The following is a 23,421-nucleotide window of genomic DNA, read 5'->3' as shown; positions in this document are numbered from 1 at the left end:
GACTGATCCGATAGCCATGGCCAAGAAGCTGAAAATAGGCGACCGGATCCGGCAGTATCGCGTCACGAAAGTCTTCGGACCGGGAATGATGGCTATTTCCTATGGAGCTGAGACTTCGAGCGGCGAGAAAGTTTTTCTCAAGCAGTACAAGTCTCCTGCTCCGACGGTTGTCTGGTATGGGGCCTTCATTGCTTATCAGAACGAGCTCGGAGCACGCGTGCGGAATGGCCGCGCTGCTCAATTTGCGGTGCGCCAGGTCGATGCATTCGAAGAGATCTGGGGCGGGCCTTGCTACTTTCAGGCATTTGAGTTCGTCGAAAATGGTGCAGACCTGCAGCAAATGCTCGATGAGGAGCGGGAGCAGCATCGTCGCACCAAGCAGGCCGCAACTAACGATGCCACGGTTTGGGCACGTCACCTCACATGGTCCAAGGTGTTCATGACCGGTATCGCGGCACTGCACGAATCCAAGGTCGTCCACGCGGATCTCAAACCGGCGAACGCATATTTGATCACTGACCCGTCGATCAGCTCCGGCTACCAGCTTAAGCTGATCGATATGGACTTCTCCTTGTTGGCTGACCGCCGCGCGCCCTGGCACGGGCATCAGGGTTATGTTGGCACTGACAACTATCGATCCCCCGAACATATGACGCGCGGCGCTATTCCGGGACTGGCTTCGGATATTTTCACCTGCGGCCTAATACTTTACGAACTTCTCGCCGGTCATCATCCGTACTGGACCCAGGACCAGGCTGATTATGCAAAGCTTGTGCAGAGCTATACCGCCAAAGCTCCGGCACTTGCCGGGTTGATGCCGGCACCTGCGAGCAATGCCGACGTCAGTTCCGTCCTCCACCGATGCCTGTCTCCAGATCCCGCTGCGAGACCGACGGCTGCGGAAGTTCGGGCTATTTTAAGTGGACGCGGCGCAGGCTCTGCCTTCTCCGGACAGAAAGCTGCTGCATCGACAACAAAAGGCATCGCTCCTCCCGCTTCCGCAGAACTGATCATTTCCGAGAGAATCGAATTGCTTGGTGCGGGCGGACGTTCGCTTCAGATCGGGGTGATGACGGAACTTGGAAAACCTCTGTTGCGGCAGTTCGGGCCGGAAAGCGAGTTCTGGGATGATCGCCAATGTGTCCTTGACCGAAATCCCACACGGCAATGGGTGGTATCTCCCGTGGTTGGTGCGACCAACGAAACACTGGTGAACGGCCTGACCCTGACAGCTCCTCATCCGCTCAGGCAAGGTGATTGCATTGCGGTCGGCCGCCAGGCCAAAGGCATCGCCAAGATGCCCCTTACGGTCCGGGCGCTCAACAAATGAACTCGGCCGGCGGACGTGAGAAGTCCGATCCTCCCTGCGAGCAGTCGGCGATAGCAGAGGCTCATCCGGTGATGACAGATGTACCCAAAGACGAACCAGGGGCGCCGGGTCCTTCCAGTCCCCTCGGCGCGCTTGCCGCAGATGTTCCAGCTTTGGGCCCCGAACCTCCACCGGCGGTTGGTTCGCCGTTGGACGGAGAGCCGGCGTCCAGGACGGAAGGCCTGCCGTCTGACCAGGATCTTTTGAAGGTGACGGCCTTTGCTCCGTTAGAAATCGTCGATGTGAATGACCTTGATTGGAAAGCTGTCCTCAACCGGGCCAGCCCGTCTTCCATCCGCTCCGATATTCGGTCGACGGTGGAAAGAATGGAGGGTCTGCTTGACCGGGCCGACGGCCCAGGCATGTTGTTCGACAAATTCCGCGCCGATCCCACCGACAAAGTCATCAAGATTTCGGACTTCGATGCCGAAATCCCGTTGTGGATCATCGGCGACTTGCATGGTGATCTTCTGGCGCTCGAAGCTGCACTCGTGGCAATGAAACCCCCGGACCTGCAGCCCGGAGACGGCCCACCAAGGACCCTGTTTCTCGGCGATCTCTTCGATGACGAGGGTTTTAGCCTCGAAGTCCTTCTCCGCGTATTTGAACTGATCGTAGACGCGCCCGACCGCGTGTGCGTCATCGCCGGCAATCACGATGAAGCACTGTCTTACGATGGCGTACGATTTTCCTCGAGCGTGACGCCATCGGACTTTGCCGACTTCCTCAACGCTAACCTCACCCACGAATGGATCGAGCGGGCCGGTAAGCTTGCCGTGCGCCTGTTTACGAACGCTCCGCGCGCACTCTTCTTTCCCGACGGATTGCTTGCCGCCCATGGAGGCTTTCCGCTGGTTGACTTGCATCCCGACCTCGCTGAGTCGGGGGAATGGAACAACCCGATGTGCCTGTCTGATTTTGTATGGACAAGGGCCCATCCGAAAGCCCGCAGGAAGCTGCCAAACCGTTTCTCCCGCGGGAGCCAGTTCGGCTACGAGGACTTCGCTGCTTTTTGCTCTTTGAGTGCTGGTCTCGGACGGCCCGTCACACATATGGTACGCGGCCACGATCACGTGGAAGACAGGTATGCGAGCTTCCCCGACTATCGAGCTAATCCGCTGCTCACGACCGTCGCACTTTCGCGTCGGTTGAGCCGCGAGGCTTTCGGGCCCTACGAGCGGGTTCCCACCATGGCGCGATATGTCGAAGGAGCCATGCCGAGCGTGTATCGGTTGCACATTCCCGCGGAAATGATCCGTGCCTATTATCCGCAGCCGGCCGCCGATAGCATCGACAATCACCCGAGCCAGGAGCCTCAACCATGACAGGCGTCATCTTGCGTTGTCCAAACTGCGGCACCGCCACAGCGACTGCCGGTGAGTGCGAGGCCTGTCACGAGGCACAAGTCCGCTTCTACTGTAAGAACCATACGCCGGGGCACTGGTTAGATGCACCCGCATGTCCGCAATGCGGCGCAAAGTTTGGCGATGCGCTGCGTCCGACGGCACCGTCGGTCCGCCCTCCCGTTCGCCCACGTCCCCCGGCCCCTTCTCCCAAAGCAGCGTCTCGCCCGGCACCACCACCGCTGGATGCGAGCCCCGGGCCATGGGGTCGGAAGGAGCGACGGAGGTCTGTCCGTCCCGACGTCGAGGCCGATGGCGCCTCAGCTGGCGACATCCGCACGGCAAGAATGCTGGAGATGCTTCGAGCTCTCTCCCGCGCCGGTCGTATCAGTCGGCGGTCGACCTATCCCGTTCCGGAAGCGCCACCTGCAAGCGCAGCAGCGGGGGGGTGCCTGATGCGCTTTATGCTCCTCGTGATGTTCTTGTTCATCATCCTACCGCTGATATTTTCCCTGATAGGAGGCTCTCTACTTGGCGTACTCGACGGCTATTACTTCTGAGGATCGACGACTAGGCCAAGCGCCAGGCGACTGAGGCCGGATCGACGCGCCATCCGATCTGTTTGTACCTTATACGTGCCGCTCCACAAGCTATCCTGCCGCGGCCGTGCGGAGCACAGGGTGTCCGCGACTCGAATCGAAACCTCCCGGATGTGCTGACGGAAAACCTGTCGGAACTCCCTGAAGTTATTCGAACCCGAGAGCAGTTGCGACTCGCAAACGGTCGCGTCTTCTGCCACATCGACAACGGCATTCCGGACGGCATCCGCACCGATGTGAGCGGAAATCTCTGGTCGCGCGCAGCCGATGGGATCCACTGCGTCGACACGACGGGGAACTGATCGGCAAGATCCGTGTCCCCAGACCGTTGCAAACCTCCCCCTTCGGCGGGCCCAAGCGCAACCGCCCCTTCATCGCCGCTACCCGCTCACTCTATTCGGTCTACGTCGCAGCAACCGGCGCCCAGACGCCGTAGGCTGGCGAACTGGCGCCTATATCGGGGCCGTCCGGCGGACACGGCACGTTCCGACTTCCTGTTGACGGGATTCTCATCGAGGCCCGCCCGCGGCGGCGGTCGCAATATCTGGCTATTGGCAGGGCACAGAAACCATTCGAGCGCCGGGTCGGAGCGCGATAGTTTAATAAGACTCAGCTAACTTACGCTTAAGTTTTAGTTAAAATGCGATTCACTGTGTTTGCAGATGATGGGCGACGTTCTCGGCAGCTGACGCGTTAAGACGCCATGCAACAGATTTACCGCCAATGGCAGCTCTCCTCCCAGAACGCGACGAGCTACCGCGCCAAATACATCCTGGCGACCGAGATCCTGAAATCCGATATGTCTTCTCGTGAAATCCGCCGAGCTGCCCGCCGTGTCGTTCGTGCGCTCGAAGCCGTCATCGATCTTCCTATTGCCGCCGCTGATGTACTGAGGACGGCGCGGGAGCACTTTGGAGCATTGACGGAACTCCTTGCAGCAATCGAACCCCTGCCAGCCGGTGATTATGCGCATTGTCCCGAGCCGCAAGGGCCGCGACAGGAAGCTGATGCAACCCTTGGCCATGGGAACCGGGAGGGCTCGGCTCCTGACATGGTGCCGAGCGGGTTTGAGCTGACCCAGCAGGATCGCCACGTCGGTAAGCAAAGCGTGGACGGGCTAACCCTACGACCGAACTGACCTCTCGAAATCCTCACCAGCCGTTGCGCGAATTTTGAGGGATCTTGTGGCCGTTCGCCGTCGAGATTGCGCGCTTGGTCGAGCAACAGCAACGTTGCGTCCTCTTGATAAAATGCATCGCCCTCGACGGCCGCGATGGCTTTAATCACGGGATGTGCCAGGTTGATTTCGAGGATCGGCTTGGCGGCTGCCTGGAGACGACCTGCGTTTTGCAGGATCTTTTCCATCTGCCTGTCATAGCCGTCTTCCGGCGCAACCAGGCAGACCGCGCTCTCCGTCAAGCGGTCGGATGCCCGAACATCGGCGACTTGACCGGCCAGTTTTTCTCTAGCGAAGCCAATAAATGTCGCCAAACCGGCGCTGTCCGTGCCAACGGGAGCCACATGGACGCTTGTTTGATCGCCGCGGTTCGGAAAGTGCCAGTACGACCCTCAGTTTGTTTTTCGGGACTGTGAAATGCTTTAGCGCGATTCCGGCTGTGGAGAACGATGGTTCTGCTCGGAAACTAAAGCCTGGGCGGCCGGTCGGCGGAAATCGAAAGCGTAAATGCAGGAGTCAATGGCGTATTCAGGAATCACTTACGCAAGCATCCTTCCAAGGCCCTGCGGCGGATGACTGGTGCCGCCAACGGAAGATCCTCGATACGAGACCCGTGCTTGGAACCTTACCATTCTATTTGGTGGCAACGTTCCTTGCCATCCCGACCGAACGCGGCGTGGTTTCGACGAAACCGAACTGCCGGTAAAGGTAATTTGCCGGGCCGTCGGCGATCAGACTGACATAGGCGGTCTTCGGCAACTGGTTCTCGATATAGTCCGTCAGTGCAGCCATGATCATCTTGCCGAGCCCCCTGCCCTGGTGTTCGGGCATGATCGCGATGTCGGTGACCTGAGAAGCAGCCTCCGTCGCCGATGATGCGGCCCATGCCGATGATCGTGTCACCGCTCATCAGGCAGACGCCAAAGATCGAATTGGGCAGCCCCTTTTCGGCAGCCTCTCTCGAAAAAGGGCTGAGGCCAGAGGCTTGGCGCAGGCGCAAATAATCGTCAATACCTGGGACGTGGGACTCGATGCGGTAGTCGCCATGCTGGGTCAATTGGATGCCTTTCAATACACGTCTCCTAAAATGTCCTACAGCACTATCGCGTCTCCAGCGGCCGATAGGCAAGCATTGGCGCTGTAAAACCGGCCACGGAGTAAAAGGGTTCTGAGAATTCAAGAGGAACCGTCATGGCTACCGGTACCGGACGACGACATGGAAGAGGCCTCCGGGATGTGTACCCAGCGAACTCGTACTGACGCGAGAGGACGTGGTCCCTCCGTGTTCTTGATGCTGGCGACCACAAACGAGTGATGGCTGGGCCGGCGGGCTCAGCGGCGGACGCGGTAGCGGATGTGCGTGGCCTCGGGTGTATCGATCACCCGAACGATCTCCAACTCGACGCGCGATGGTAAGACTTCGAACATTCGGCGGCCACCTCCGAACAAGACTGGAACCTGGTGTATTTGCAGTTCGTCGAGCACGCCAGCTTCCAGCGCCCGTTGCGCCGTATACGCGCCAAGCATCAACACGTCCCGGTCCCCGGCGGCGGCCTTCGCCTGCGCCATTGCGCTCGCGATCCCGTCGCTCACGTATTTGACCAAGGGATAATTCGCGACGGATGGCCCGGGCGGCCTGTGACTGGGTACGAAAATCGCGACACCGTGATTGTCACCACCCCAGTGATCGACCTGCTCCACGGTTCGCCGACCCGCCAAAATCGCACCTGGCGCGTTCCATTCGTCCCACAATTGTCCGACCGGTCCGGTCGGTCGGGAAAAATCCCCGTACCACTCGTGCAACCGCATAAAGTCGTCGCCGCCGGGATTGCCCACTTCATCGTTGGGCCCCGCGATATACCCGTCCAGTGACATGGACATGAAGAGCACTGATTTAGACACTGTTATCTCCTATGGTCTTTTTCCAAACTGGACGGTGGGAATTCGCTCCGTGGGTGGGCTATTGATGCCAAAGCTCGTTCAGCCAAGCCGAGTGCGCGTGCGGACTGTCTTGATGTTCCCAAGGACGCTCGAGCGACACCGACGCCGACATCCCGAATACGGATTTTGGGTACTGCCCGCACTTAAGCTGCGCGCGAATGATAGGAGGCTCTCTACTTGGCATACTCGACGGCTATTACCTCTGAGGATCGACGACTACGCCAACCGCCAAGCGACTGAGGCCGGATCTACGCGCCATCGCGGGCCGCTCTTGCTGCGCTGCAGTTCACGCCCGGCCTGCAGCCGGCGACGATCGACAGCACGTCGTCCAAACGCTTGTTCTCGACGACTTCGGGTCTGTGTATCGAGCGCAACTTGTCGAAGGTCCTGTAGGGCAGGGCAAAGCTCTCGTGCATGATCTCCAGGCGGCCGTCCGTTTAGTCGCAAACGACGACCTTCTTACCCGCCAACGGCCTGGAAAGATCAGTTGGATCAAGGATGAACAGCACCTTGTCTTAGCGCAGGGTCAGGGCCTGCGACAGAGTACGGACTTCCTTCCGGCACATGGCGCCATCGAGGTTCTCGTGGTCGGCCAGCGGCCGGTGCATGTCCTTCGGATTGCGTGGCGGCTTGCCAAAACGAGCATTGAAATCCTCGATAAACGCCGGTGCATAGAGGTTTGCCGCTTCGATCGTATTGATATTGCTCAGCCGCAGTTCCTTCACCAGCCGATCCTGCAGCGTCTGGTTGGCGCGTTCTACGCGGCCTTTGGCCTGCGGGGTGTTGGCGCAGATAATGTCGATGTTCAGCTCATAAAGCGCCCGACCGAACTGTGTCAGGCCGCTCGTCCGGTCTTTCTCAGAAGCATGCGTACTGCGGAAAACGCCATGCTTGTCGCTGTAGAACGCCAGCGGCTTGCCCCATTGCTGCAGATAGGCCTTGGTCGCGTGCAGATAGTCGAATGTATTCTCCGATCCGGCAAACCGTAGATGTAGCAGCTTGCCGGTGGCGTCATCGATATAGACGAGTAGGGCGCATTTGGGGCCGCGGTTCTCGAACATGGAGTAATCGCGGCGCGATCGTCTGCGGCTTTTGGTCTGGCGAGGGTGGTTGCCCCCGATAAGATGGAAAAACGGGCTCTCGATTGGAACCGGGCCCAAACATCGGATGGAGGCAACCATGAACCAATATATTGGCCTTGATGTTTCATTGAAAGATACGGCAATTTCGATCCGCGAAGACGGGAAGCGGATCTGGCGGGGGAAATGTCCTTCGGATCCAAAACTTCTGGCGGAGATGATCCGCAAGCATGCCCCTTACGCTCGGCGCGTCGTATTCGAGACGGGACCGTTGTCGACGTGGTTCTATCACGTGCTGACGAGCGAGGGAGTGCCGGCGATCTGTATAGAAGCGCGGCACGCGCAAAAGGTATTGAACGAGACGCTCAACAAAACCGATGCCAATGATGCGGATGGTTTAGCTCAACTCGCTGAAGCCGGTTTTTACAAAGCGGTTCGCGTCAAGTCGTTTGACGCTATGATGACCCGCTCATTGGTGGCTGCCCGCGAACAACTCCTGTACATCTCAACGCAACTCGGCAATCAAATCCGCGGCCTGATGAAGACCTTCGGTCTGATCATCCCGAAAGCGAAGGGTCGAGTGTTTGATGGCGATGTGCGGAAGCTTTTGGACGGGAACAACGAGCTTGCGAAGATCATCTTGCCTCTTTTGGACGCGTGGCACGATATCCGCAAGCGCGCCGCCGATCTTGGTCGCCAGTTGCTTATAGTGGCCCGTCAAAGCGAAGCCACGAAGCTATTGATGACAATCCCGGGAATCGGCGCAGTCACAGCGGTGTCCTACGTTACGGCAATTGAAAATCCAGAAAACTTTCGAACGTCACGCTCGGTCGGCGCCTGGCTTGGGCTGACAACGCGACGTTATCAGTCAGGTGAGGTCGACTATGACGCCCATATCTCGCGAAGGGGGGACAATCGTTTACGTGGGCTGCTTTATGAAGCGGCGACAGTGCTTTTGACGAGAACCAGCGCCAGGGCCGAGAGCAGTCTCAAGAGCTGGGGACTTAAGCTGCGCGAGCGACTTGGCTTCAAGCGCGCCGCCGTGGCGGTTGCCCGAAAGCTTGCGGTCATCATGCACAGCATGCTCAGAACAGGAGAAGTGTTCAACGCATCGGCTGGTGCCGCTGTATAGGCGATGCGCTCAGCCTTCATCCCTCAGCGCGTCATCTAACTAGAGGCGCTGAGCGTCCCTGCTGCGGACGTGGGCAGGATCATTCCGCTTCTAGTGGCTGCAGCTCGTTGAGACTGCGCCTCGAACATTAGGAAGATCCCACCTGCGAAGACCATTGTGCGGCGACATCTGTCGACCGCGGAGACAACCCTGCGCCCAGCAATGGACAGCTCTGCCGGTACGGCCGATGAGGGCAGATCCATCCAAACAGTCTAGCCGTCTTTCCCATCCCGCAAGACGGCAACGTCGAGGAATGCTCAAATCAGCTTGACGGATGGAATGCGATTAGACAACCACCAGTGATGCGAGCCATCGATCTGCACGAGCTCACCAAAGCAATCGCGCCGGCCACGCGGCTGGAAAACCCGCTTCTTACGCTCGCGTCGCGAGACCCATATGCCGGCCTCTGTCATCCATTGTCGTAACGTCTCCTTGGCGAGCGAGATGTGATGCAGTTCGATCAACTTCTCGCGCGCCAGCGTCGGGCCAAAATCGAGATAGCGTTCGCGGATCAGGTCTAGCGCCGCATTGCGAAACTCCTCGCTGTGGCGCCGATTGCTTGGCCGTGATCGCTTCTTCGAAACCAACCCGGCTGCACCGGACGCCACTCCTACGCGAACTTATCCTGGCGTTCCTGGAGATACCTCGCGCGGACGCCGGCAGTGCCCATGCCGAAAGACTTATCCCGGTCATTCTCGGCCAGCTCCAGGCGAGTCCGATCGCGCCGCTGTCCCTTCCCTCGCCGGCATCCGAGCGCCTCCGTAGCATCGCTTCAGACATCAGGGACGAACCGGGTGCCGATTGGCCACTCGATGCGCTTGCATCACGTGCGGCCATGTCCCCCGCAGCTTCAAGCGCCATTTCCAATCTGAGACAGGCATGAGTTTCCGCGCCTGGCGTCAGCAGGCGAAACTTCTCAAAGTAGTGGAGTGGCTCGCTGCCGGCCGAAGCGTCGGCGATATCGCCTTTTGCTTGGCTACTCAGGCCCCAGCGCCTTCATTGCGGTGTTCAGGACGGCTTTTGGCGCTTCTGCCGGACAGTATTTCGCGAATGAAATGAGAGCGCCCAGTCGCACCGAACCCGCGCATGGGCCGAATGCCCCGCTGATGCCGGGCACAAGGTGGCGGATGGGAGGATCTCGCGAGGAAACTTACTCTGGCGCGCCAAATAAGCAATCATTTGATGATCGACAGCGTCTTGCGATCAAGCGTGAGGGCGACAGAGGCAATCAATGCGACGCCAAAGGCAATCTGCAGAAACCTTGAATCAAAGCCGATGACAAGGCATCCAATCGGAATCAAGGTGAAGATTAAGGCGCCGAAGACGGCGTGGAGAGGGTTGCCAACGCCGCCATTGATTGAGTCACCACCAGGGATCGAAGCTGCGATCGGGCCCCCAGCCTGTCTCCTCAAACGCTGAACACTCTGCCTTCATTGTCGGCCACCTATTTGTGGTACCGCTACTGCTCTGCCAAAGCAACGCCATTGCCTTGTGCATGGCGAACGACATTTTCCGAAAATCCTTGTTGACGAGCCTCTTCGACGAATTCGCGCACCAACAGACCCGCAGCCGGATGGGAACAACTGACAGCGATCGTTTGCCTTATAATGAGGAAAGGTTCCACCAAAACGCGGAAGCCTTTATGGGTGCCCGCAAAACGCTCAAGCGCTTGCCGCACACCCGCCGCGGCGTGATGTTTACCTTCGACAAGCATTTCAAGCGCCTCCCCCGGGGTAGACGAATGAACGATTCTGGCACGCGCGAGACGCCGGGACAAATAGAGGTCATAGGCAGCGTTGCGGGTGACGCAAATTTCCACGCCCTCTGCGTCGACGTCCTGAAAGGTGCGATACGGTGTTGCCTCTCGAACCACCAGCGTACCCTCGATCATCGCATAGGCAGGCGAAAACAGCAGCCTGTCTTCACGTGCCGGATCGGCGGCCAGGAAGGCGATGTCCCACTCGTCGTGATCGACCCGCTCCAGAATCTTGGCTGCTGATGGGTATGCGACGAATTCGACGCGACAACCGAGGCGCTCCGCAAGCTCTTTGGCGAGTTGTGGGCTGACCCCTTCAACGGATCCTGTCTCTGGGTCGTGCTGCACCAAAGCGATGTTTGCAAGGTTTACCGCCGCCCGAAGATAGCCTTTTGGGATCAGTGCGCTGAGAGAAGCTGTGACATCGCCGGTCATGTTCGATCTCCTGCCCGACAACGCAATGTTGCGGTCACGATTCCCTGAATTTCGTTGCCAACGCCTCGGTTCCGCGTGCGAGAAGGCCGACATCGATGCCGACTGCGGTAAAAGTCGTTCCGAGTTCAATGCAGCGGGCGGCAAAAGCGGTGTCCGGCGTCAGGATGCCGGCCGGTTTGCCGAGAGCTGCAAGGCGGCTGATCGCATGCTCGACGGCAGCCACGACCTCGGGATGACCGGGCTCCCCCGGATATCCAAGGCTGGCGGCAAGATCCGCCGGGCCGATGAAGACGCCATCGACACCATCAACCTGTGCAATGGCTTCCAATGCCTCGAGTGCGGCGCGAGTTTCCAGCTGCACCAGCAGACACAACTCCTCTTCCGCCCGCCTGGCATAGCCCGAGACACGCCCAAAACGCGTCGCCCGCGTCAGTCCCGATACACCGCGGATACCGGCAGGAGGATAGCGCATGGCGGAGACCGCAGCTTCCGCTTCCGCACGGTTCTGCACATAAGGAATGAGGAGTGTCTGCGCGCCGATATCGAGGTAGCGCTTGATCAGAACCACATCATTGCTTGCGGGCCGCACGATCGCCGAGACATCGTACGCCGCGACCGCCTGCAACTGTGGCAAGACAGTCAGTACGTCGCCTGGCGAGTGTTCGGTGTCGAACAGCAGCCAATCGAACCCGGAGGGCGCGACGACCTCCGCCGCATAGCTGCCCGGCAGACTGCACCAGAGGCCAATCTGCTGCCTCTTTTCGAACAGCGCCCGCTTGAAGCGATTTTCCGGAAGGTTCATGTTTTAACCTATACAAAAGCGACGCCGATTGCGCCGATCGGGCCATAATCCACGTGGATGACGTCGCCAGCAGCGATGTCAACCGGGCGGGTAAAGGAGCCCGCCAGCACGATCTGCCCCTTTTGCAGTTTGCCGCCAACCGCATGGAGCTTGTTGACGAGCCAGGCGATCCCCGCCGCGGGATGTCCCATGACGGCCGCCGATACGCCGGACTCCTCGATGATCCCATTCTTGGAGAGCGTCGCCCCGATCCACCGGATGTCGACATCCATCGGACGGATCACGCGACCGCCGACGACGATGGCGCCGAAGGCCGCGTTATCCGCTATGGTATCTGTGATCGCGCGCGGAACCTCGGTCCTGTAGTCGATGATTTCGAGCGCCGGCACGATGAATTCCGTGGCGCGCATAACGTCGTAGATGCGGGTACTCGGGCCTTCGAGATCCTCGCCCATGACGAAGGCAAGTTCCACTTCGAGGCGCGGTTTGATGAAGAGGTCGGCCCTGATCTGAGCGCCATCGTTGAACAGAGCATCATCAAGGATGCGCCCATAATCCGGCTCGGTCATCTTCGATGCCATCTGCATGGCGCGCGACGTCAGGCCGATCTTGTGGCCCGCGACGCGCGCGCCCTTGGCAATCCTGCCTTCCGCCCAAAGATCCTGGATGCGATACGCATCCTCGATTTCGATGTGTGGATAGGTCTTGCTGAGCTGCGGGATGGGCACCCGGCTTTCCTCGGCGCCCAGCAATGCCTGCGCCGCGCGGCGGTGTTCTTCTTCCGTCAACATGGGTATGGTTCTTCCGTTTGTTTATTTGATTGGCGCACGCGGCAGAACCGCTTCGCCGGGCTCCATCACGTATGTGTACTCCAGGGAAAACCAGGGAACGTTCACACTCGGATCTTCCGAATGCGGTTCGTCATGCTGCACGAAATCGCCGGTCAGCGCGGACGTCACCCCGAATTGCACGTCGGAATCGATATTCGGATCGCTCGGGTCGAAAACCTGCGAAATAAGTGTCTTGAAACCTTGCTTGAAGATCAGCGCATGTAGATGCGCCGGACGATAGGGGTGACGCCCCTGGGCCTTCAAAAGCCGACCGACGACACCGTCCACCGGGATCGGATATCCGATCATCTTCACCGTGCTGAACCAGAAGCGGCCCTCCGCGTTCGTCGTGAATTTGCCCCGCAAGTTCATCTCGGCCTGATCAGGATCCTGGTTCTCGTAGAGACCGACGGGCGACGCGTGCCAGACATCCACTTCGGCGCCCGCAATGGGTTTACCGTGTGCATCCACCACCCGCGCGTGAACGAAAAGTGGAGAACCCGGCGTATCCGACCGGACGATGGTACCGCCATTTTCAACGCGCGGTGAGTTGAGGCGCCAGAAGGGTCCAAGCAGCGACTGGGACGTTTCCGTTTGTCCCTGGTCGCCATTGTTGAGCAAGCAGACCAGTGTCGAAACGCCCAGCGAGCCCGACATCAAGACGAACTCGTTATGACTGTCCGTCTGCAATTGGCCGATTTCGTTGAGGACCGCAGTGGCATCGCGAAACTCCGGCTCCGTCAGGCGAACTTCGCGAACAAAGGCGTGCAGATGCTTCACCAGCGCCGTCAGGATCTCGCGAAGCCGGCTATCGGCAGTCTGCGCCATCACCTTCTGAACAGCCGCCGTCACATCCTCGTGCGTCCGTATCACCATCTCACACCTCCCTTGGGCGTGCTTGTTTTGAAAAATCATCGATTATTTGTCAAGCCAAACCTCCACGAAATGCGGGATATTTTAAGGGGATGAGCGTAGGCCGCTTAAAATTCAGTAAAATGTACTTGATATTATTCAATAAAATCCGGATGTGACCGTGTGCGATCCGAAGATCGACGCCAACCCTCATCAAGCTGTTGACAGGAATAATCGTTTATTATACGGATCGTCGATAATGAGTTCCGCGATCTGAAAAGGCGGCGGAACCACCTGGGAGGATGTCAATTGCAATCAGGACCTGGCAGCCCCATTTTGGAAAGCGGCGCGGAGGCGGCAACGTCGTCCTTTCTAGATGACGGCAAAAATACCATCGCCAGCCAGTTGGTGTCGCGATTGCGCGAGGCGATTATTTCCGGCCAGCTCGAGGCTGGCAGCAAGATCAATCTCGACCGGGCAAAACAGAGCTTTAACGTCAGCCTCAGCCCTTTGCGAGAGGCATTGGCGCGTCTCATTTCGGATGGACTTGTCGAGTTCGAAGACAATCGCGGCTACCGCGTGTCGCCCGTTTCGCTGTCGAACCTCGAAGAGATCACCAGTTTGCGCGAGGAATTCGAAACATATGCGTTGCGGGAATCTATGCGCGTCGGCGATGTCGATTGGGAAGGCAATGTCATGCGTGCGCTGCACCGCCTGAACCGCACGGAACGGGATGCGGCAAGACCCGAAACGCTTGAACAGTGGGAAGCCGTCCACCGGGAGTTTCATCTCACCCTGATATCGGGCTGCCGGAAGCCGCTGCTTCTCAGTTTCTGCAAGACCATGCTGAACTTGAACGACCGCTATCGGCGCACATTTCTCACCCGCACATCCGGCGACCGCAATGTCAGCGTTGAACATAGCGAAATCGCGCAAGGAACAGTGGCGCGGGATATGGACTATGCCTGCGACCGGCTGCGCGAGCACATCCATCGTACCGGCACAAATCTGCGACGGCATCTCGCTGAAAAGGGAATTGCCTGAATGGAGACGCGGCGGGAAACAATACCAGCCAAGATTTCAGCGCCGTCGCTGGGGATCGCGCATTTTTCAGCGATTGATGTCGAGCCGGCGAAATTTGTGTCGCTTGCCGCCGCAGCCGGCTTTTCGTCGGTTGGCCTGCGCCTTCATCCGGCATTTCCCGGCGCTCCCTATTATGAGCTGCCGACCGGAAGCGACGCAACTCGTGACGTTAAAGCCCGTCTGGATGGTGAAGGGATCTCGCTCTACGACATCGAATTCGTAGTCATCGGACCGGACTTCCATGCCGCTGCTCTGACGTCAGTGCTGGAAGCAGCAAGCGCGCTTGGTGCGCGACGTCTCAGTGTCTGCGGCGACGACCCGGATCGGGAGCGCCTTGTCGCCAATTTCGCGGCGCTTTGCGACCTTGCGGCCACCTTCGGCATGGGCGTCGATCTGGAGAACATGGGCTGGCGCCCTGTTGCCAGCTTTGACGACACCCTGTCGATCGTGCAGGGATCGTGCAGGGACAATGCCGGTGTGCTGGTCGATGCGCTGCACTTCTTCCGCAATGGCGGCCAAGCCGAGGATGTCTCTTCTGCCCCTCAAGGCATGATCAGGAGCATTCAGCTCTGCGACGCCCGTGGACCCGCGCCGACGACGGCGGATCAAATGGTCAGCGAGGCCAGAACGGGACGTTTCGCCCCAGGGTTGGGCGAGCTTCCCATTGCCAGCCTGATAAAAGTGTTGCCGGCAGTCGCTGCCGTCTCGGTGGAGGTTCCTATCCATTCCAGCCAGACACCCGAGGAGCATTTGCGTCACCTTTACGATGCCACCCGTGCGTTGACCGGCTAAACACGAGCAACAGCGCAACAGCTAATACGACACGGAGACAGGCAGAGGAGCCCGTCGACGGGAGAGAGATATTGTCATGAACTACGTGCTGGATTTCAGCGTTGTCTTCGAAAAGATGCCCGACCTGCTGATGGGGGCTCTGGCCACAATCGGCCTTGCGCTGGCCGGCATGTCGCTGGCGCTGGTGGTAGGCGTGATCGGCGTTGCCGCCCGGACATCGAATATCCGTCCCTTGCGCTCGGCCGTCATCGCCTTCGTCGAAGTGGTCCGCAATACTCCTTTCCTGGTGCAGATCTTCTTTATCTTCTTCGCCTTGCCGATGATGGGTATTCGCCTCAATCCCACCGCCACGGCGATCATCGCGCTCGCCGTCAATGGCGGCGCCTATGCCATCGAAATTATTCGTGGCGGTGTCGACAGCATCCACAAGGGTCAGGTTGAAGCCGGGCTCGCGCTCGGCCTGCACAAGGCGCAGGTGTTTCGCCTCATCGTCCTGAAGCCGGCGCTCAGGGCTATCTATCCCTCGCTGACCAGCCAGTTCATCATGCTGACGCTGACCACATCGGTCTGCACATCCATTGCGGCTTACGAGCTGACTTCCGTCGCACAGATCATCGAGTCCGATACGTTCCGCAGCTTCGAGGTCTATTTCACGATCACGCTCATGTACCTCGTCATCTCCTGGATGATGATGGGGCTGTTTGCGCTGATCTCGCGGCATTTCTTCAGCTATCCGGTGCGGTGAGGAGCAGGACAATGAGTGTTATCGGCCAAAACGAAATGCTTTTCCTCCTGCAGGGCCTGAAGTGGACGCTACTTCTATCTGCGATCGGTTTCATCGGTGGCGGCATATTCGGACTGATCATCGCGCTTGCCAGGACGTCTGCACATTCCGCGCTCCGCAAGACGGCGGCGGGCTATATCTCCGTCTTTCAGGGTACACCCCTGCTGATGCAGCTGTTCGTGGTCTATTACGGGATCGCACTTGTCGGCATCAGCGTCGAGGCATGGGCGGCTGTCGCCATCGCCTTCACGCTGCATGCCAGCGCTTTTCTCGGCGAGGTCTGGCGCGGCGGCATCCAGGCAATCCCGAAGGGCCAGACTGAAGCCGCAAATGCGCTGGGCCTCCATTATATCTCGCGGATGAAGGACGTGATCCTTCCGCAGGCCTTCAAGGTTTCCCTGCCGGCAACCGTCGGATTCCTCGTCCAGCTCATCAAGGGGACATCGCTTGCCGCCATCGTCGGCTTCATCGAACTCGCGCGCGCCGGACAGATCGTCTCCAATCAGACCTACAGGCCGCTGCTGATCTTCGGCATCGTCGGCGCGATCTACTTCATCATTTGCTGGCCCCTGTCTCTCTATGGGACCCGGCTCGAAAATCGGATGGCAAAGGCCGCCCGGTAAGTTGGCAATCCAAAAAACACAAAAGCTCTATCAACCAAGGAGGAGAAGGTAATGATCAGCATTAATACCGGCCTGAAGCGCCGTAGAATTCTGTTCGCAGCGGCAGTTCTGGTAGTCGCCCCATGGCTATCGCCGATGTCTGCCCAGGCCGCGACAGTGGAGGAGGTCAAAGCCAAGGGCAAGATCGTCGTCGGCATTCAGGGCGACAACGCACCCTGGGGCTTCGTCAATTCGAGCGGCGTTCAGGACGGTTTCGACGCCGATATCGCCAAGCTTTTCGCCAAGGAACTGGGCGTTGAGGTCGAGTTCTCACCACTCGCGGTCGCCAATCGCATCCCGGCACTTGTCACCGGCAAGGTCGATATCCTGTTTGCCACCATGGCGATGACCGAGGAACGAGCCAAGTCCATCCAGTACAGCAAGCCGTATGCGGGCAACACGATTTCGCTCTATGGTCCGAAGGACAAGAAGATGGCCGAAGTCGGCGATCTCGCAGGCTTGGAGATCGGCGTTCCAAAGTCAAGCTCGCAGGATAAGGCGGTGACCACCGCTGTCGGCGATACGGCGACCGTCCGGCGCTTCGACGATGATGCCGCCTCCATCCAGGCGCTGCTTTCCGGCCAGGTGCAAGCGGTCGGTGGCAATCAGTTCTACCTCGACCGTCTGGAAGCAGCCAGCGCCGGTACATATGAACGCAAGATCGATTTCCTCACGACATTCAATGGCGTCGGAACACGACTCGGCGAGAAGGACTGGAATGAAGCCGTCAACGCCTTCCTCGACAAGATCATGGCGAACGGCGAGCACGCCAAAGTCTATGCGAAGTGGATGAAAGTGGACGTTCCGAAGTTCCCCGAATCCATTCCGAACATCCCCTTCACCATCAACTGATGCATGTTCTACGCAGGAGATCGCCGTGCCAAACGCCGCTGACACTCAAGGCCCGTTTCTCTCGATGGAAAGCGTGGATAAATGGTACGGCGCATTCCATGCGTTGAAGAACATCAGTCTTACGGTCCGCAAAGGCGAGAAAATCGTCCTTTGCGGACCGTCCGGATCCGGCAAATCCACGCTGATCCGTTCGATCAATGCGCTCGAGAAAATCGAGAAAGGCACGATCACGGTCGAGGGGACAAAGCTGAATGACAGCAGCAAGTCGATCGACGCCGTCAGGCGCGAAGTCGGCATGGTGTTTCAGAGCTTCAACCTGTTTCCGCACATGACCATTCTAGAAAACTGTACACTCGCCCCCATGCGGGTTCGGGGCACCAGCAAGGTGGATGCCGAGAAAATCGCCCGCGAATATCTCGAACGTGTCCGCATTCTCGATCAGGCCGACAAGTACCCCGCCCAACTTTCCGGCGGACAGCAGCAGCGCGTTGCGATTGCACGGGCGCTCTGCATGGAGCCGAAGGCCATGCTGTTCGACGAGCCGACCAGTGCGCTCGATCCTGAGATGGTCAAGGAAGTGCTCGACACGATGATCGGTCTGGCCAGGGACGGCATGACGATGATCTGCGTCACCCATGAAATGGGCTTTGCCCGGCAGGTGGCCGACCGCGTGATCTTCATGGCCTCTGGCGAAATCGTCGAAGAAGCGCCGCCGGAAACCTTCTTTCGCAATCCGTCGCATCCGCGCACCCAAGCCTTCCTCGGCGAAATCCTGGCCCATCATTAAGGCGATCCGCACATGACTGTTTCAAACGAAACGATGAAGCGCGCTGTGTTGGTGGGACTGATCGGCGCGGATATCCAGATGTCGAAATCCCCTGCTCTGCACGAGCGCGAAGGCCTGCTTCAGGGCCTCGACTATCGCTATGAACTCCTCGACCTTGCGGAGCGCGGCGTTCCGGCCACCGCCCTGCCTGATCTCCTTGCGGAAGAGGAAGCGCGCGGCTTTGCCGGCAGCAACATCACCCACCCCTGCAAGCAGACGGTGATTCCACATCTGACGGATATGTCCGAGGACGCGCTCATGCTGGGCGCCGTCAACACGGTCGTATTCAAGGATGGAAGACGGACCGGTCACAACACGGACTGGTACGGTTTCTATGAAAACTTTCGGCGCGGTCTTCCTGATGTTCCGCGGCATCGGGCTGTCCTTCTGGGCGCCGGCGGCGCTGGCGTCGCGGTGGCACATGCCGCGATGAAACTCGGCATCAAGCGTCTCGCGATTTTCGATCAGGATAGTGCACGCGCCAGCAAGCTGGCGGGGGATCTGAACAGCCGCTTTTCCGCAGAACGCGCCTTCGCGATCACCGATGTCGGCGAAGCGCTGCGGACCGCCGATGGGCTCATCCATGCGACACCAACGGGTATGAAGAACCATCCGGGCCTGCCGATCGAGGAAAGTTGGCTGGAGCCCCATCATTGGGTCGCCGACATCGTCTACATGCCGCTCATGACCGAGCTTCTGGCGCTTGCAACCCGCCTTGGCTGCCGCACCCTGCCCGGTGGCGGAATGACGGTGTTTCAGGCGGCCGCGGCGTTCAAGCTCTTCAGCGGTATCGAACCGGACGCCGAACGCATGAGCACGCATTTCAACGAACTGTGCCGAGCCTCCTGATCCAGGCTGGCGAAGGAAGAAAACGATGCCCCATATCGTAATCGAATATAGCGAGGGAGCCGGCAGACGTATGGACGTGCCGGCGCTGGTGAAGGCCGTTCATCGCAGCGTGCGTGAAAGCGGCGCGGTCAAGCCAAATGCCGTGCGCACTTTTGCCCGCGAGGCCACCCATTCGCTGGTTGCCGACGAGCATCCCGACAATCAGTTCGTGCAGATCATCTTGCGGATCGCGCCCGGCCGTACGCGCGACGAAAAACGGGCAATATTGCAGACGGTCTATGACGCAGCCGATGGCGTCGTACGTCCGGCACTTGACGAGGGGCGCTGCGCCCTGCGTGCCGATCTCATCCAGTCCGATCCCGATTTTGCAATCCACGAGACAACACTGCCGTGACCATTCCGGCAATTTGAAAGGAACAAGTATGAGCCTCATCTACGTCCTAAATGGCCCAAACCTCAATCTGCTCGGCAAGCGCCAGCCACATATCTATGGCCACGAGACGCTCACCGATGTCGAGGCCGATTGCCGCCGGCTCGCCTCTGAACTCGGTCACGACATCCGCTTTCACCAGAGTAACCGCGAATACGAGATCATCGACTGGATCCACGAAGCGCGTGAGGACGGCGCCGGCATCGTCATCAACCCGGCCGCCTTCACCCACACCTCCGTTGCGATTCTCGATGCACTCAATACCTTCGAACAGCCGGTCATCGAGGTGCATATCTCTAATGTCCACAAGCGCGAAGCCTTCCGCCATCACTCCTTCGTCTCGCACCGCGCCGATGGCGTGATCGCCGGTCTTGGCACCGAAGGCTATCAGCTAGCGATCCGCCGGGTGGCAAGCCTGATCATGTCGGCCGAGAAGAAGTGACGCGAAAGGGGCCGGCATGGAACGGAAAGTAAGGCTTGCGGTGCTCGGCGCAGGCCTGATCGGCAAGCGACATATCGAGCACGTACTTGCCGAGCCGCAGGCGGAACTCCTGGCCGTCGTCGATCCGATGCCGTTAGGGCAGCAGATCGCGCGGGAATCCGGCGCTAAATGGTTTCCGAGCTTCGCGGCAATGATCGAGACGGATCGTCCCGACGGCATCATCGTCGCGACGCCCAACCAAATCCATGTCACCAACGGTCTCGAAGCCGTTGCCGCCGGGGTGCCGGCGCTGATCGAAAAGCCGATTGCCGACGATGTCGCGGCCGGTGAAAAGCTGATCGGTGCGGCGGAAGCCGCCGGCGTTCCGCTTCTGGTCGGCCACCATCGCCGCCACAATCCGATGATCCAGAAGGCGAAAGAGATCATCGACAGCGGCGAGCTTGGCCACATCCTCGTCGCCAACGCGATGTTCTGGCTGTTCAAGCCGGATGACTATTTCGACATCGAATGGCGGCGCCAGGCCGGGGCCGGCCCGGTCTTCCTCAACCTGATCCACGACGTCGACAACCTGCGCTACCTCTTTGGCGACATCGTTGCCGTCCAGGCGCGCGAATCCAGTGCCGTCCGCGGCAACGCCGTCGAAGAGACCTCGGTGATCCTGATGGAATTCGCAAGCGGTCTTCTTGCCACAGCGTCCGTTTCGGACTCCGTCGTCGCACCCTGGAGCTGGGAGATGACGACGGGTGAAAACCCAGTCTACCCGAAAACGGAAGAGTCATGTTACTTGATCGGAGGGACCCGCGGGTCCCTGACTATCCCTGCGCTCGACGTGTGGAAGAACGGCATAAAACGTAGCTGGTGGGAGCCGTTCGAAAAGCGCCGCGTCGCCGTCCAGTACGAAGACCCGCTGGTGCTACAGATTCGGCAGTTCTGCAAGGTGATCCGCGATGAAGAAGCGCCGTTGGTCAGCGGGCGCGAAGGGCTGAACACACTAAAGGTCATTTTGGCCGTCAAACAATCCGCGGCAAGTGGCGAGCGCGTCGTTCTAGGATAGAGACAACCCAACGCGCCGGGTTGTTGAAGCACTATGAAGACGATCGGCGGGTTGGTGTCGGATCCGCGGAACTGCTGAGAAGGACCCTCCGGGTTGTAACTGATCGGCAGGGAAATGCTCGCCTTGAAAAGATATGAACTGAAGACCTTCCGGCAATCATGCTTAAGCTATGGATTTGAAATGGCGGCATGGACCTTGCTGTAATTACCTTAGAATTTTACGGAAGTTACGAAAACAAAGGTGCTTACAACTTGGGCTCAAGACCGTTGCACCGGGTCCGTTTAATTGTACTCGCTGAGCGGCGCAGTTGATGATATATAGAAGCGCATCATCAGACTTAGTTATGCATAATACTATATCAAACCAGACGATAAGGCTTGATGACCGTACCGGATTCCATGCCCATCGCACGGGGAAATGTCTTGCCCGTCACGATTTTCATCTGACCGGCGCAACCTTCCAATCAATCGGATTGATGGCAGCGATCTTAACCTTGACGGCCACTTCGCCCTTGCCCGGTAGGGTCGGTTCGAAATTCTCGAGCCGCATGAGATCAGGGCCACAATAGCATAAGTAACCCGCCGTACGTCCCCGAGGCAAATCACCAAGGGGCTATCTGTGTCGTGCGATAAGAACCCATAGTGCTGAGCCGAATACGAAAAGCCCGAAAAGCAGGGCCTATCGTAGTCGAAATCTCTGGAGGCATTATGTTGCTGCCTAGCCGTTTTGCTTGCTCAACGCTTCAACAACGCGCCCTCTGGCGACGGGACGCCGACACGAATGGCCTGCGAAAACATCGGCGAAAGACCGTCGTTGTGCGCCTTTGCAGCGATGTGTGCGGCCGACCGAAGTTGCAACAAGGGAACCGAGGTGTCCAGCGCGCCACGGTCATAGGCGTATTCCGGCAGGTATCCGTTGACCACGAGGCGCCAGTCCATCGGCACGGCGTCGCCTGCGACACGCATCATCTTGATGATGGTCGTCGTGCAGTTCGTCGTCAGCGAATTGTAGAAGGCGGGCTTGACCGCGAGCGCGTTTGCGTCGGAGACGTACTCGCGCAGAAGAAGCCTCGCAGCTGCCGGCGACGCCTTCAGGCGGTAGATCTGCACGTCCTCACCGCGAAAATTGGAGCGGAGGCCGATCACATCTCTTTCGTCTGCGGCGAGGATGACCAGAGGACTGTTTTTGAAGAGGTCTGCCAGCGGTGAGAACGAACCTCCTGAAATGCGACGCACTTCGATGGACCACGCCAGATAGCGGCCGTCGTCGAAGCCGAAGCTCATGATGACATGCGCGATGGCCGGACCTGACCAGTAAGACATGAACATGTCGACGCTCTTCAGTTTGTTCAGGACGTAACTGCGCGTCGTCCATCGTTCCGTGAAGTCGGTGGTGCTGCGCCACTCGAAATCGCGGACATTTGTCAGTGTCAACATATCACCGTCGAATTCGCCGGTGACCTGACGTGCGACGTCCGGAGCCCACGCTCCATTTGCCGGCGGTTCGATCGTGCTCCACCAGACGAGAACCAGGACGAACGCGGCCGCAAACGCGAGGACCGCACGAAAGCGCCGTCTGCCAAAGAGCGCCACGACGACGGAGGCGCCAAAAAGCCCGAACAAGATGGCGCTGGCTTGCCTGCCGACATCGGGCAACGGCAAACGGTACCAAAGCGCGAGCGACGACCAGGCCGATGCAAAGGCAACAAGCAACACGAGCACTGCAATGACGATCGCACGGGCCGGTCGAACCATTTTGCTTTTCCAAACGAGTTTGAAGCGTCCGTCTTGATCATGGGACCCTATCGGTTTCCGGGCTCGAAGCCCAGAACCTATCCGAAGCGACAGGCCGTCGGATCCTCCATCTTGGTGTGGCTTGAATTCCGCTGGCGTGACCGACGGTGCCAACTGGCACCCCGTTGACGAGGTTACGACGACATTCGAAGTTCCCAATGCCCGGCGGAAAGGAGCCAGACGGAGCGCTGAGCCATGTGGCCTCAACTAGCTGATAACCAGGGCGGATTTCTCAAATAGATACAGTTCGCCATCAAAATTTGCGACTTTTGAGAACGGATGTGCAAGACCTTCACGAGTTGGGACTCGACAACCTCCTTGTAAGGTGGCTTTCACGCAGGGCTATCGAGATTGTAACCTTCGTGCTACATATTCGGCCGATCTGTTCTACTACACGATGGTGAACGCGCCCTATTTCCTGGTCAGCATGTTGGTAACGAGCGCCGTGCTGTTCCTGCTGCGGTAGGCCCATTACGTGCACGAGCTCAGATGATGCGCGA

At 58.9% G+C, this 23,421-nt stretch carries 20 protein-coding genes and 7 pseudogenes; 16 read left to right on the top strand and 11 right to left on the bottom strand.

What is annotated here, in order from left to right; all coding sequences use genetic code 11:
• Positions 1 to 16: 16 nt before the first annotated feature.
• The 4 genes and pseudogenes from NE851_RS01560 (at position 17) to NE851_RS01545 (ending at position 4,449) form a co-directional block, all read left to right on the top strand.
• Positions 17 to 1,330 (top strand): protein kinase domain-containing protein, encoded by a 1,314-nt coding sequence (locus tag NE851_RS01560; protein WP_097623325.1) that lies wholly within the window; start codon positions 17 to 19, stop codon positions 1,328 to 1,330.
• Positions 1,327 to 2,694 (top strand): metallophosphoesterase, encoded by a 1,368-nt coding sequence (locus NE851_RS01555; RefSeq protein ID WP_097623324.1) that lies wholly within the window; start codon positions 1,327 to 1,329, stop codon positions 2,692 to 2,694. Before NE851_RS01560 ends, NE851_RS01555 begins: the two co-directional genes overlap by 4 nt.
• A 784-nt stretch (positions 2,695 to 3,478) precedes the next feature.
• Positions 3,479 to 3,747, top strand: a pseudogene (locus NE851_RS01550) (SMP-30/gluconolactonase/LRE family protein); the annotation flags it as partial.
• A 267-nt stretch (positions 3,748 to 4,014) separates the two neighbouring features.
• Positions 4,015 to 4,449 carry a hypothetical protein gene (locus tag NE851_RS01545; RefSeq protein WP_245445218.1) on the top strand — a complete coding sequence of 145 codons (435 nt, stop codon included), beginning with the start codon at positions 4,015 to 4,017 and terminating at the stop codon, positions 4,447 to 4,449.
• 62 nt (positions 4,450 to 4,511) lie between these two features.
• Here the strand turns inward: NE851_RS01545 and NE851_RS01540 are convergent.
• The 4 genes and pseudogenes from NE851_RS01540 to NE851_RS01525 all read right to left on the bottom strand — a co-directional run.
• Positions 4,512 to 4,832: pseudogene (locus NE851_RS01540) on the bottom strand (molecular chaperone HtpG); the annotation flags it as partial.
• A 289-nt stretch (positions 4,833 to 5,121) separates the two neighbouring features.
• Positions 5,122 to 5,545: pseudogene (locus NE851_RS01535) on the bottom strand (GNAT family N-acetyltransferase).
• Between the two features lie 275 nt (positions 5,546 to 5,820).
• Positions 5,821 to 6,369 carry a dihydrofolate reductase family protein gene (locus NE851_RS01530; protein ID WP_206114755.1) on the bottom strand — a complete coding sequence of 183 codons (549 nt, stop codon included), beginning with the start codon at positions 6,367 to 6,369 and terminating at the stop codon, positions 5,821 to 5,823.
• 318 nt (positions 6,370 to 6,687) lie between these two features.
• Positions 6,688 to 7,487 (bottom strand): annotated as a pseudogene (locus NE851_RS01525) (ISNCY family transposase); the annotation flags it as partial.
• 121 nt (positions 7,488 to 7,608) lie between these two features.
• Between NE851_RS01525 and NE851_RS01520 the strand changes: the two are divergent.
• A complete protein-coding gene (locus tag NE851_RS01520) occupies positions 7,609 to 8,640 on the top strand; it encodes an IS110 family RNA-guided transposase (protein WP_097596471.1) in 1,032 nt (343 codons plus the stop codon).
• Between the two features lie 299 nt (positions 8,641 to 8,939).
• On the opposite strand, the pseudogene NE851_RS01515 reads toward NE851_RS01520, so the two are convergent.
• A pseudogene (locus NE851_RS01515) lies at positions 8,940 to 9,278 on the bottom strand (ISNCY family transposase); the annotation flags it as partial.
• 2 nt (positions 9,279 to 9,280) lie between these two features.
• On the opposite strand from NE851_RS01515, the pseudogene NE851_RS35235 reads away from it, so the two are divergent.
• A pseudogene (locus NE851_RS35235) lies at positions 9,281 to 9,725 on the top strand (helix-turn-helix transcriptional regulator); the annotation flags it as partial.
• 413 nt (positions 9,726 to 10,138) lie between these two features.
• Here the strand turns inward: NE851_RS35235 and NE851_RS01510 are convergent.
• Genes NE851_RS01510 through NE851_RS01495 form a run of 4 tightly spaced genes read right to left on the bottom strand, consistent with a single transcriptional unit; the run spans position 10,139 to position 13,378 of the window.
• Positions 10,139 to 10,870, bottom strand: coding sequence for a transporter substrate-binding domain-containing protein (locus NE851_RS01510; RefSeq protein WP_254955863.1), 732 nt, complete (start codon positions 10,868 to 10,870; stop codon positions 10,139 to 10,141).
• Between the two features lie 34 nt (positions 10,871 to 10,904).
• Positions 10,905 to 11,672 carry a 4-hydroxy-2-oxoheptanedioate aldolase gene (gene hpaI / locus NE851_RS01505; protein ID WP_097596135.1) on the bottom strand — a complete coding sequence of 256 codons (768 nt, stop codon included), beginning with the start codon at positions 11,670 to 11,672 and terminating at the stop codon, positions 10,905 to 10,907.
• Between the two features lie 8 nt (positions 11,673 to 11,680).
• The gene (hpaH, locus tag NE851_RS01500; protein WP_097596136.1) at positions 11,681 to 12,463 is read right to left on the bottom strand and encodes a 2-oxo-hept-4-ene-1,7-dioate hydratase; all 783 of its coding nucleotides are present in this window, start codon (positions 12,461 to 12,463) and stop codon (positions 11,681 to 11,683) included.
• A gap of 21 nt (positions 12,464 to 12,484) precedes the next feature.
• Positions 12,485 to 13,378 (bottom strand): dioxygenase family protein, encoded by an 894-nt coding sequence (locus NE851_RS01495; RefSeq protein ID WP_097596137.1) that lies wholly within the window; start codon positions 13,376 to 13,378, stop codon positions 12,485 to 12,487.
• A gap of 285 nt (positions 13,379 to 13,663) precedes the next feature.
• Here NE851_RS01495 and NE851_RS01490 point away from each other — a divergent pair, with 285 nt between their 5' ends.
• From NE851_RS01490 to NE851_RS01445, 10 genes are all read left to right on the top strand, one after another.
• The gene (locus tag NE851_RS01490) at positions 13,664 to 14,398 is read left to right on the top strand and encodes a GntR family transcriptional regulator (RefSeq protein WP_097596138.1); all 735 of its coding nucleotides are present in this window, start codon (positions 13,664 to 13,666) and stop codon (positions 14,396 to 14,398) included.
• Positions 14,399 to 15,229 (top strand): sugar phosphate isomerase/epimerase family protein, encoded by an 831-nt coding sequence (locus NE851_RS01485; RefSeq protein WP_097596139.1) that lies wholly within the window; start codon positions 14,399 to 14,401, stop codon positions 15,227 to 15,229. It begins immediately after the preceding gene.
• A gap of 76 nt (positions 15,230 to 15,305) precedes the next feature.
• Positions 15,306 to 15,974 (top strand): amino acid ABC transporter permease, encoded by a 669-nt coding sequence (locus NE851_RS01480; RefSeq protein WP_097596140.1) that lies wholly within the window; start codon positions 15,306 to 15,308, stop codon positions 15,972 to 15,974.
• Positions 15,975 to 15,985: 11 nt separating this feature from the next.
• A complete protein-coding gene (locus NE851_RS01475) occupies positions 15,986 to 16,636 on the top strand; it encodes an amino acid ABC transporter permease (protein WP_097596141.1) in 651 nt (216 codons plus the stop codon).
• Positions 16,637 to 16,687: 51 nt separating this feature from the next.
• On the top strand, positions 16,688 to 17,527 hold the full coding sequence (locus NE851_RS01470) for a transporter substrate-binding domain-containing protein (protein WP_097596142.1): 840 nt from the start codon (positions 16,688 to 16,690) through the stop codon (positions 17,525 to 17,527).
• Positions 17,528 to 17,591: 64 nt separating this feature from the next.
• Positions 17,592 to 18,314, top strand: coding sequence for an amino acid ABC transporter ATP-binding protein (locus tag NE851_RS01465; protein ID WP_097596143.1), 723 nt, complete (start codon positions 17,592 to 17,594; stop codon positions 18,312 to 18,314).
• 12 nt (positions 18,315 to 18,326) lie between these two features.
• A complete protein-coding gene (locus tag NE851_RS01460) occupies positions 18,327 to 19,202 on the top strand; it encodes a shikimate dehydrogenase (RefSeq protein ID WP_165932291.1) in 876 nt (291 codons plus the stop codon).
• 25 nt (positions 19,203 to 19,227) lie between these two features.
• Positions 19,228 to 19,596, top strand: coding sequence for a 5-carboxymethyl-2-hydroxymuconate Delta-isomerase (locus tag NE851_RS01455; protein WP_097622647.1), 369 nt, complete (start codon positions 19,228 to 19,230; stop codon positions 19,594 to 19,596).
• Positions 19,597 to 19,624: 28 nt separating this feature from the next.
• Positions 19,625 to 20,074 (top strand): type II 3-dehydroquinate dehydratase, encoded by a 450-nt coding sequence (gene aroQ / locus NE851_RS01450; RefSeq protein ID WP_097596145.1) that lies wholly within the window; start codon positions 19,625 to 19,627, stop codon positions 20,072 to 20,074.
• Positions 20,075 to 20,090: 16 nt separating this feature from the next.
• The gene (locus tag NE851_RS01445) at positions 20,091 to 21,128 is read left to right on the top strand and encodes a Gfo/Idh/MocA family protein (RefSeq protein WP_097622646.1); all 1,038 of its coding nucleotides are present in this window, start codon (positions 20,091 to 20,093) and stop codon (positions 21,126 to 21,128) included.
• A gap of 379 nt (positions 21,129 to 21,507) precedes the next feature.
• Here the strand turns inward: NE851_RS01445 and NE851_RS01440 are convergent.
• Together NE851_RS01440 and NE851_RS01435 are read right to left on the bottom strand one after the other, a co-directional pair.
• Positions 21,508 to 21,677: pseudogene (locus NE851_RS01440) on the bottom strand (alcohol dehydrogenase catalytic domain-containing protein); the annotation flags it as partial.
• Positions 21,678 to 21,862: 185 nt separating this feature from the next.
• A complete protein-coding gene (locus tag NE851_RS01435) occupies positions 21,863 to 22,882 on the bottom strand; it encodes an Lnb N-terminal periplasmic domain-containing protein (RefSeq protein WP_097596147.1) in 1,020 nt (339 codons plus the stop codon).
• Positions 22,883 to 23,421 lie beyond the last annotated feature (539 nt).

Origin of the sequence: Rhizobium anhuiense bv. trifolii (assembly GCF_024346605.1) — a bacterium.
GTDB classification, from domain to species: Bacteria; Pseudomonadota; Alphaproteobacteria; order Rhizobiales; family Rhizobiaceae; genus Rhizobium; species Rhizobium anhuiense.
The sequence above is the reverse complement of the archived record's forward strand: the minus strand, read 5'-3'. Positions and strand labels throughout refer to the sequence as shown.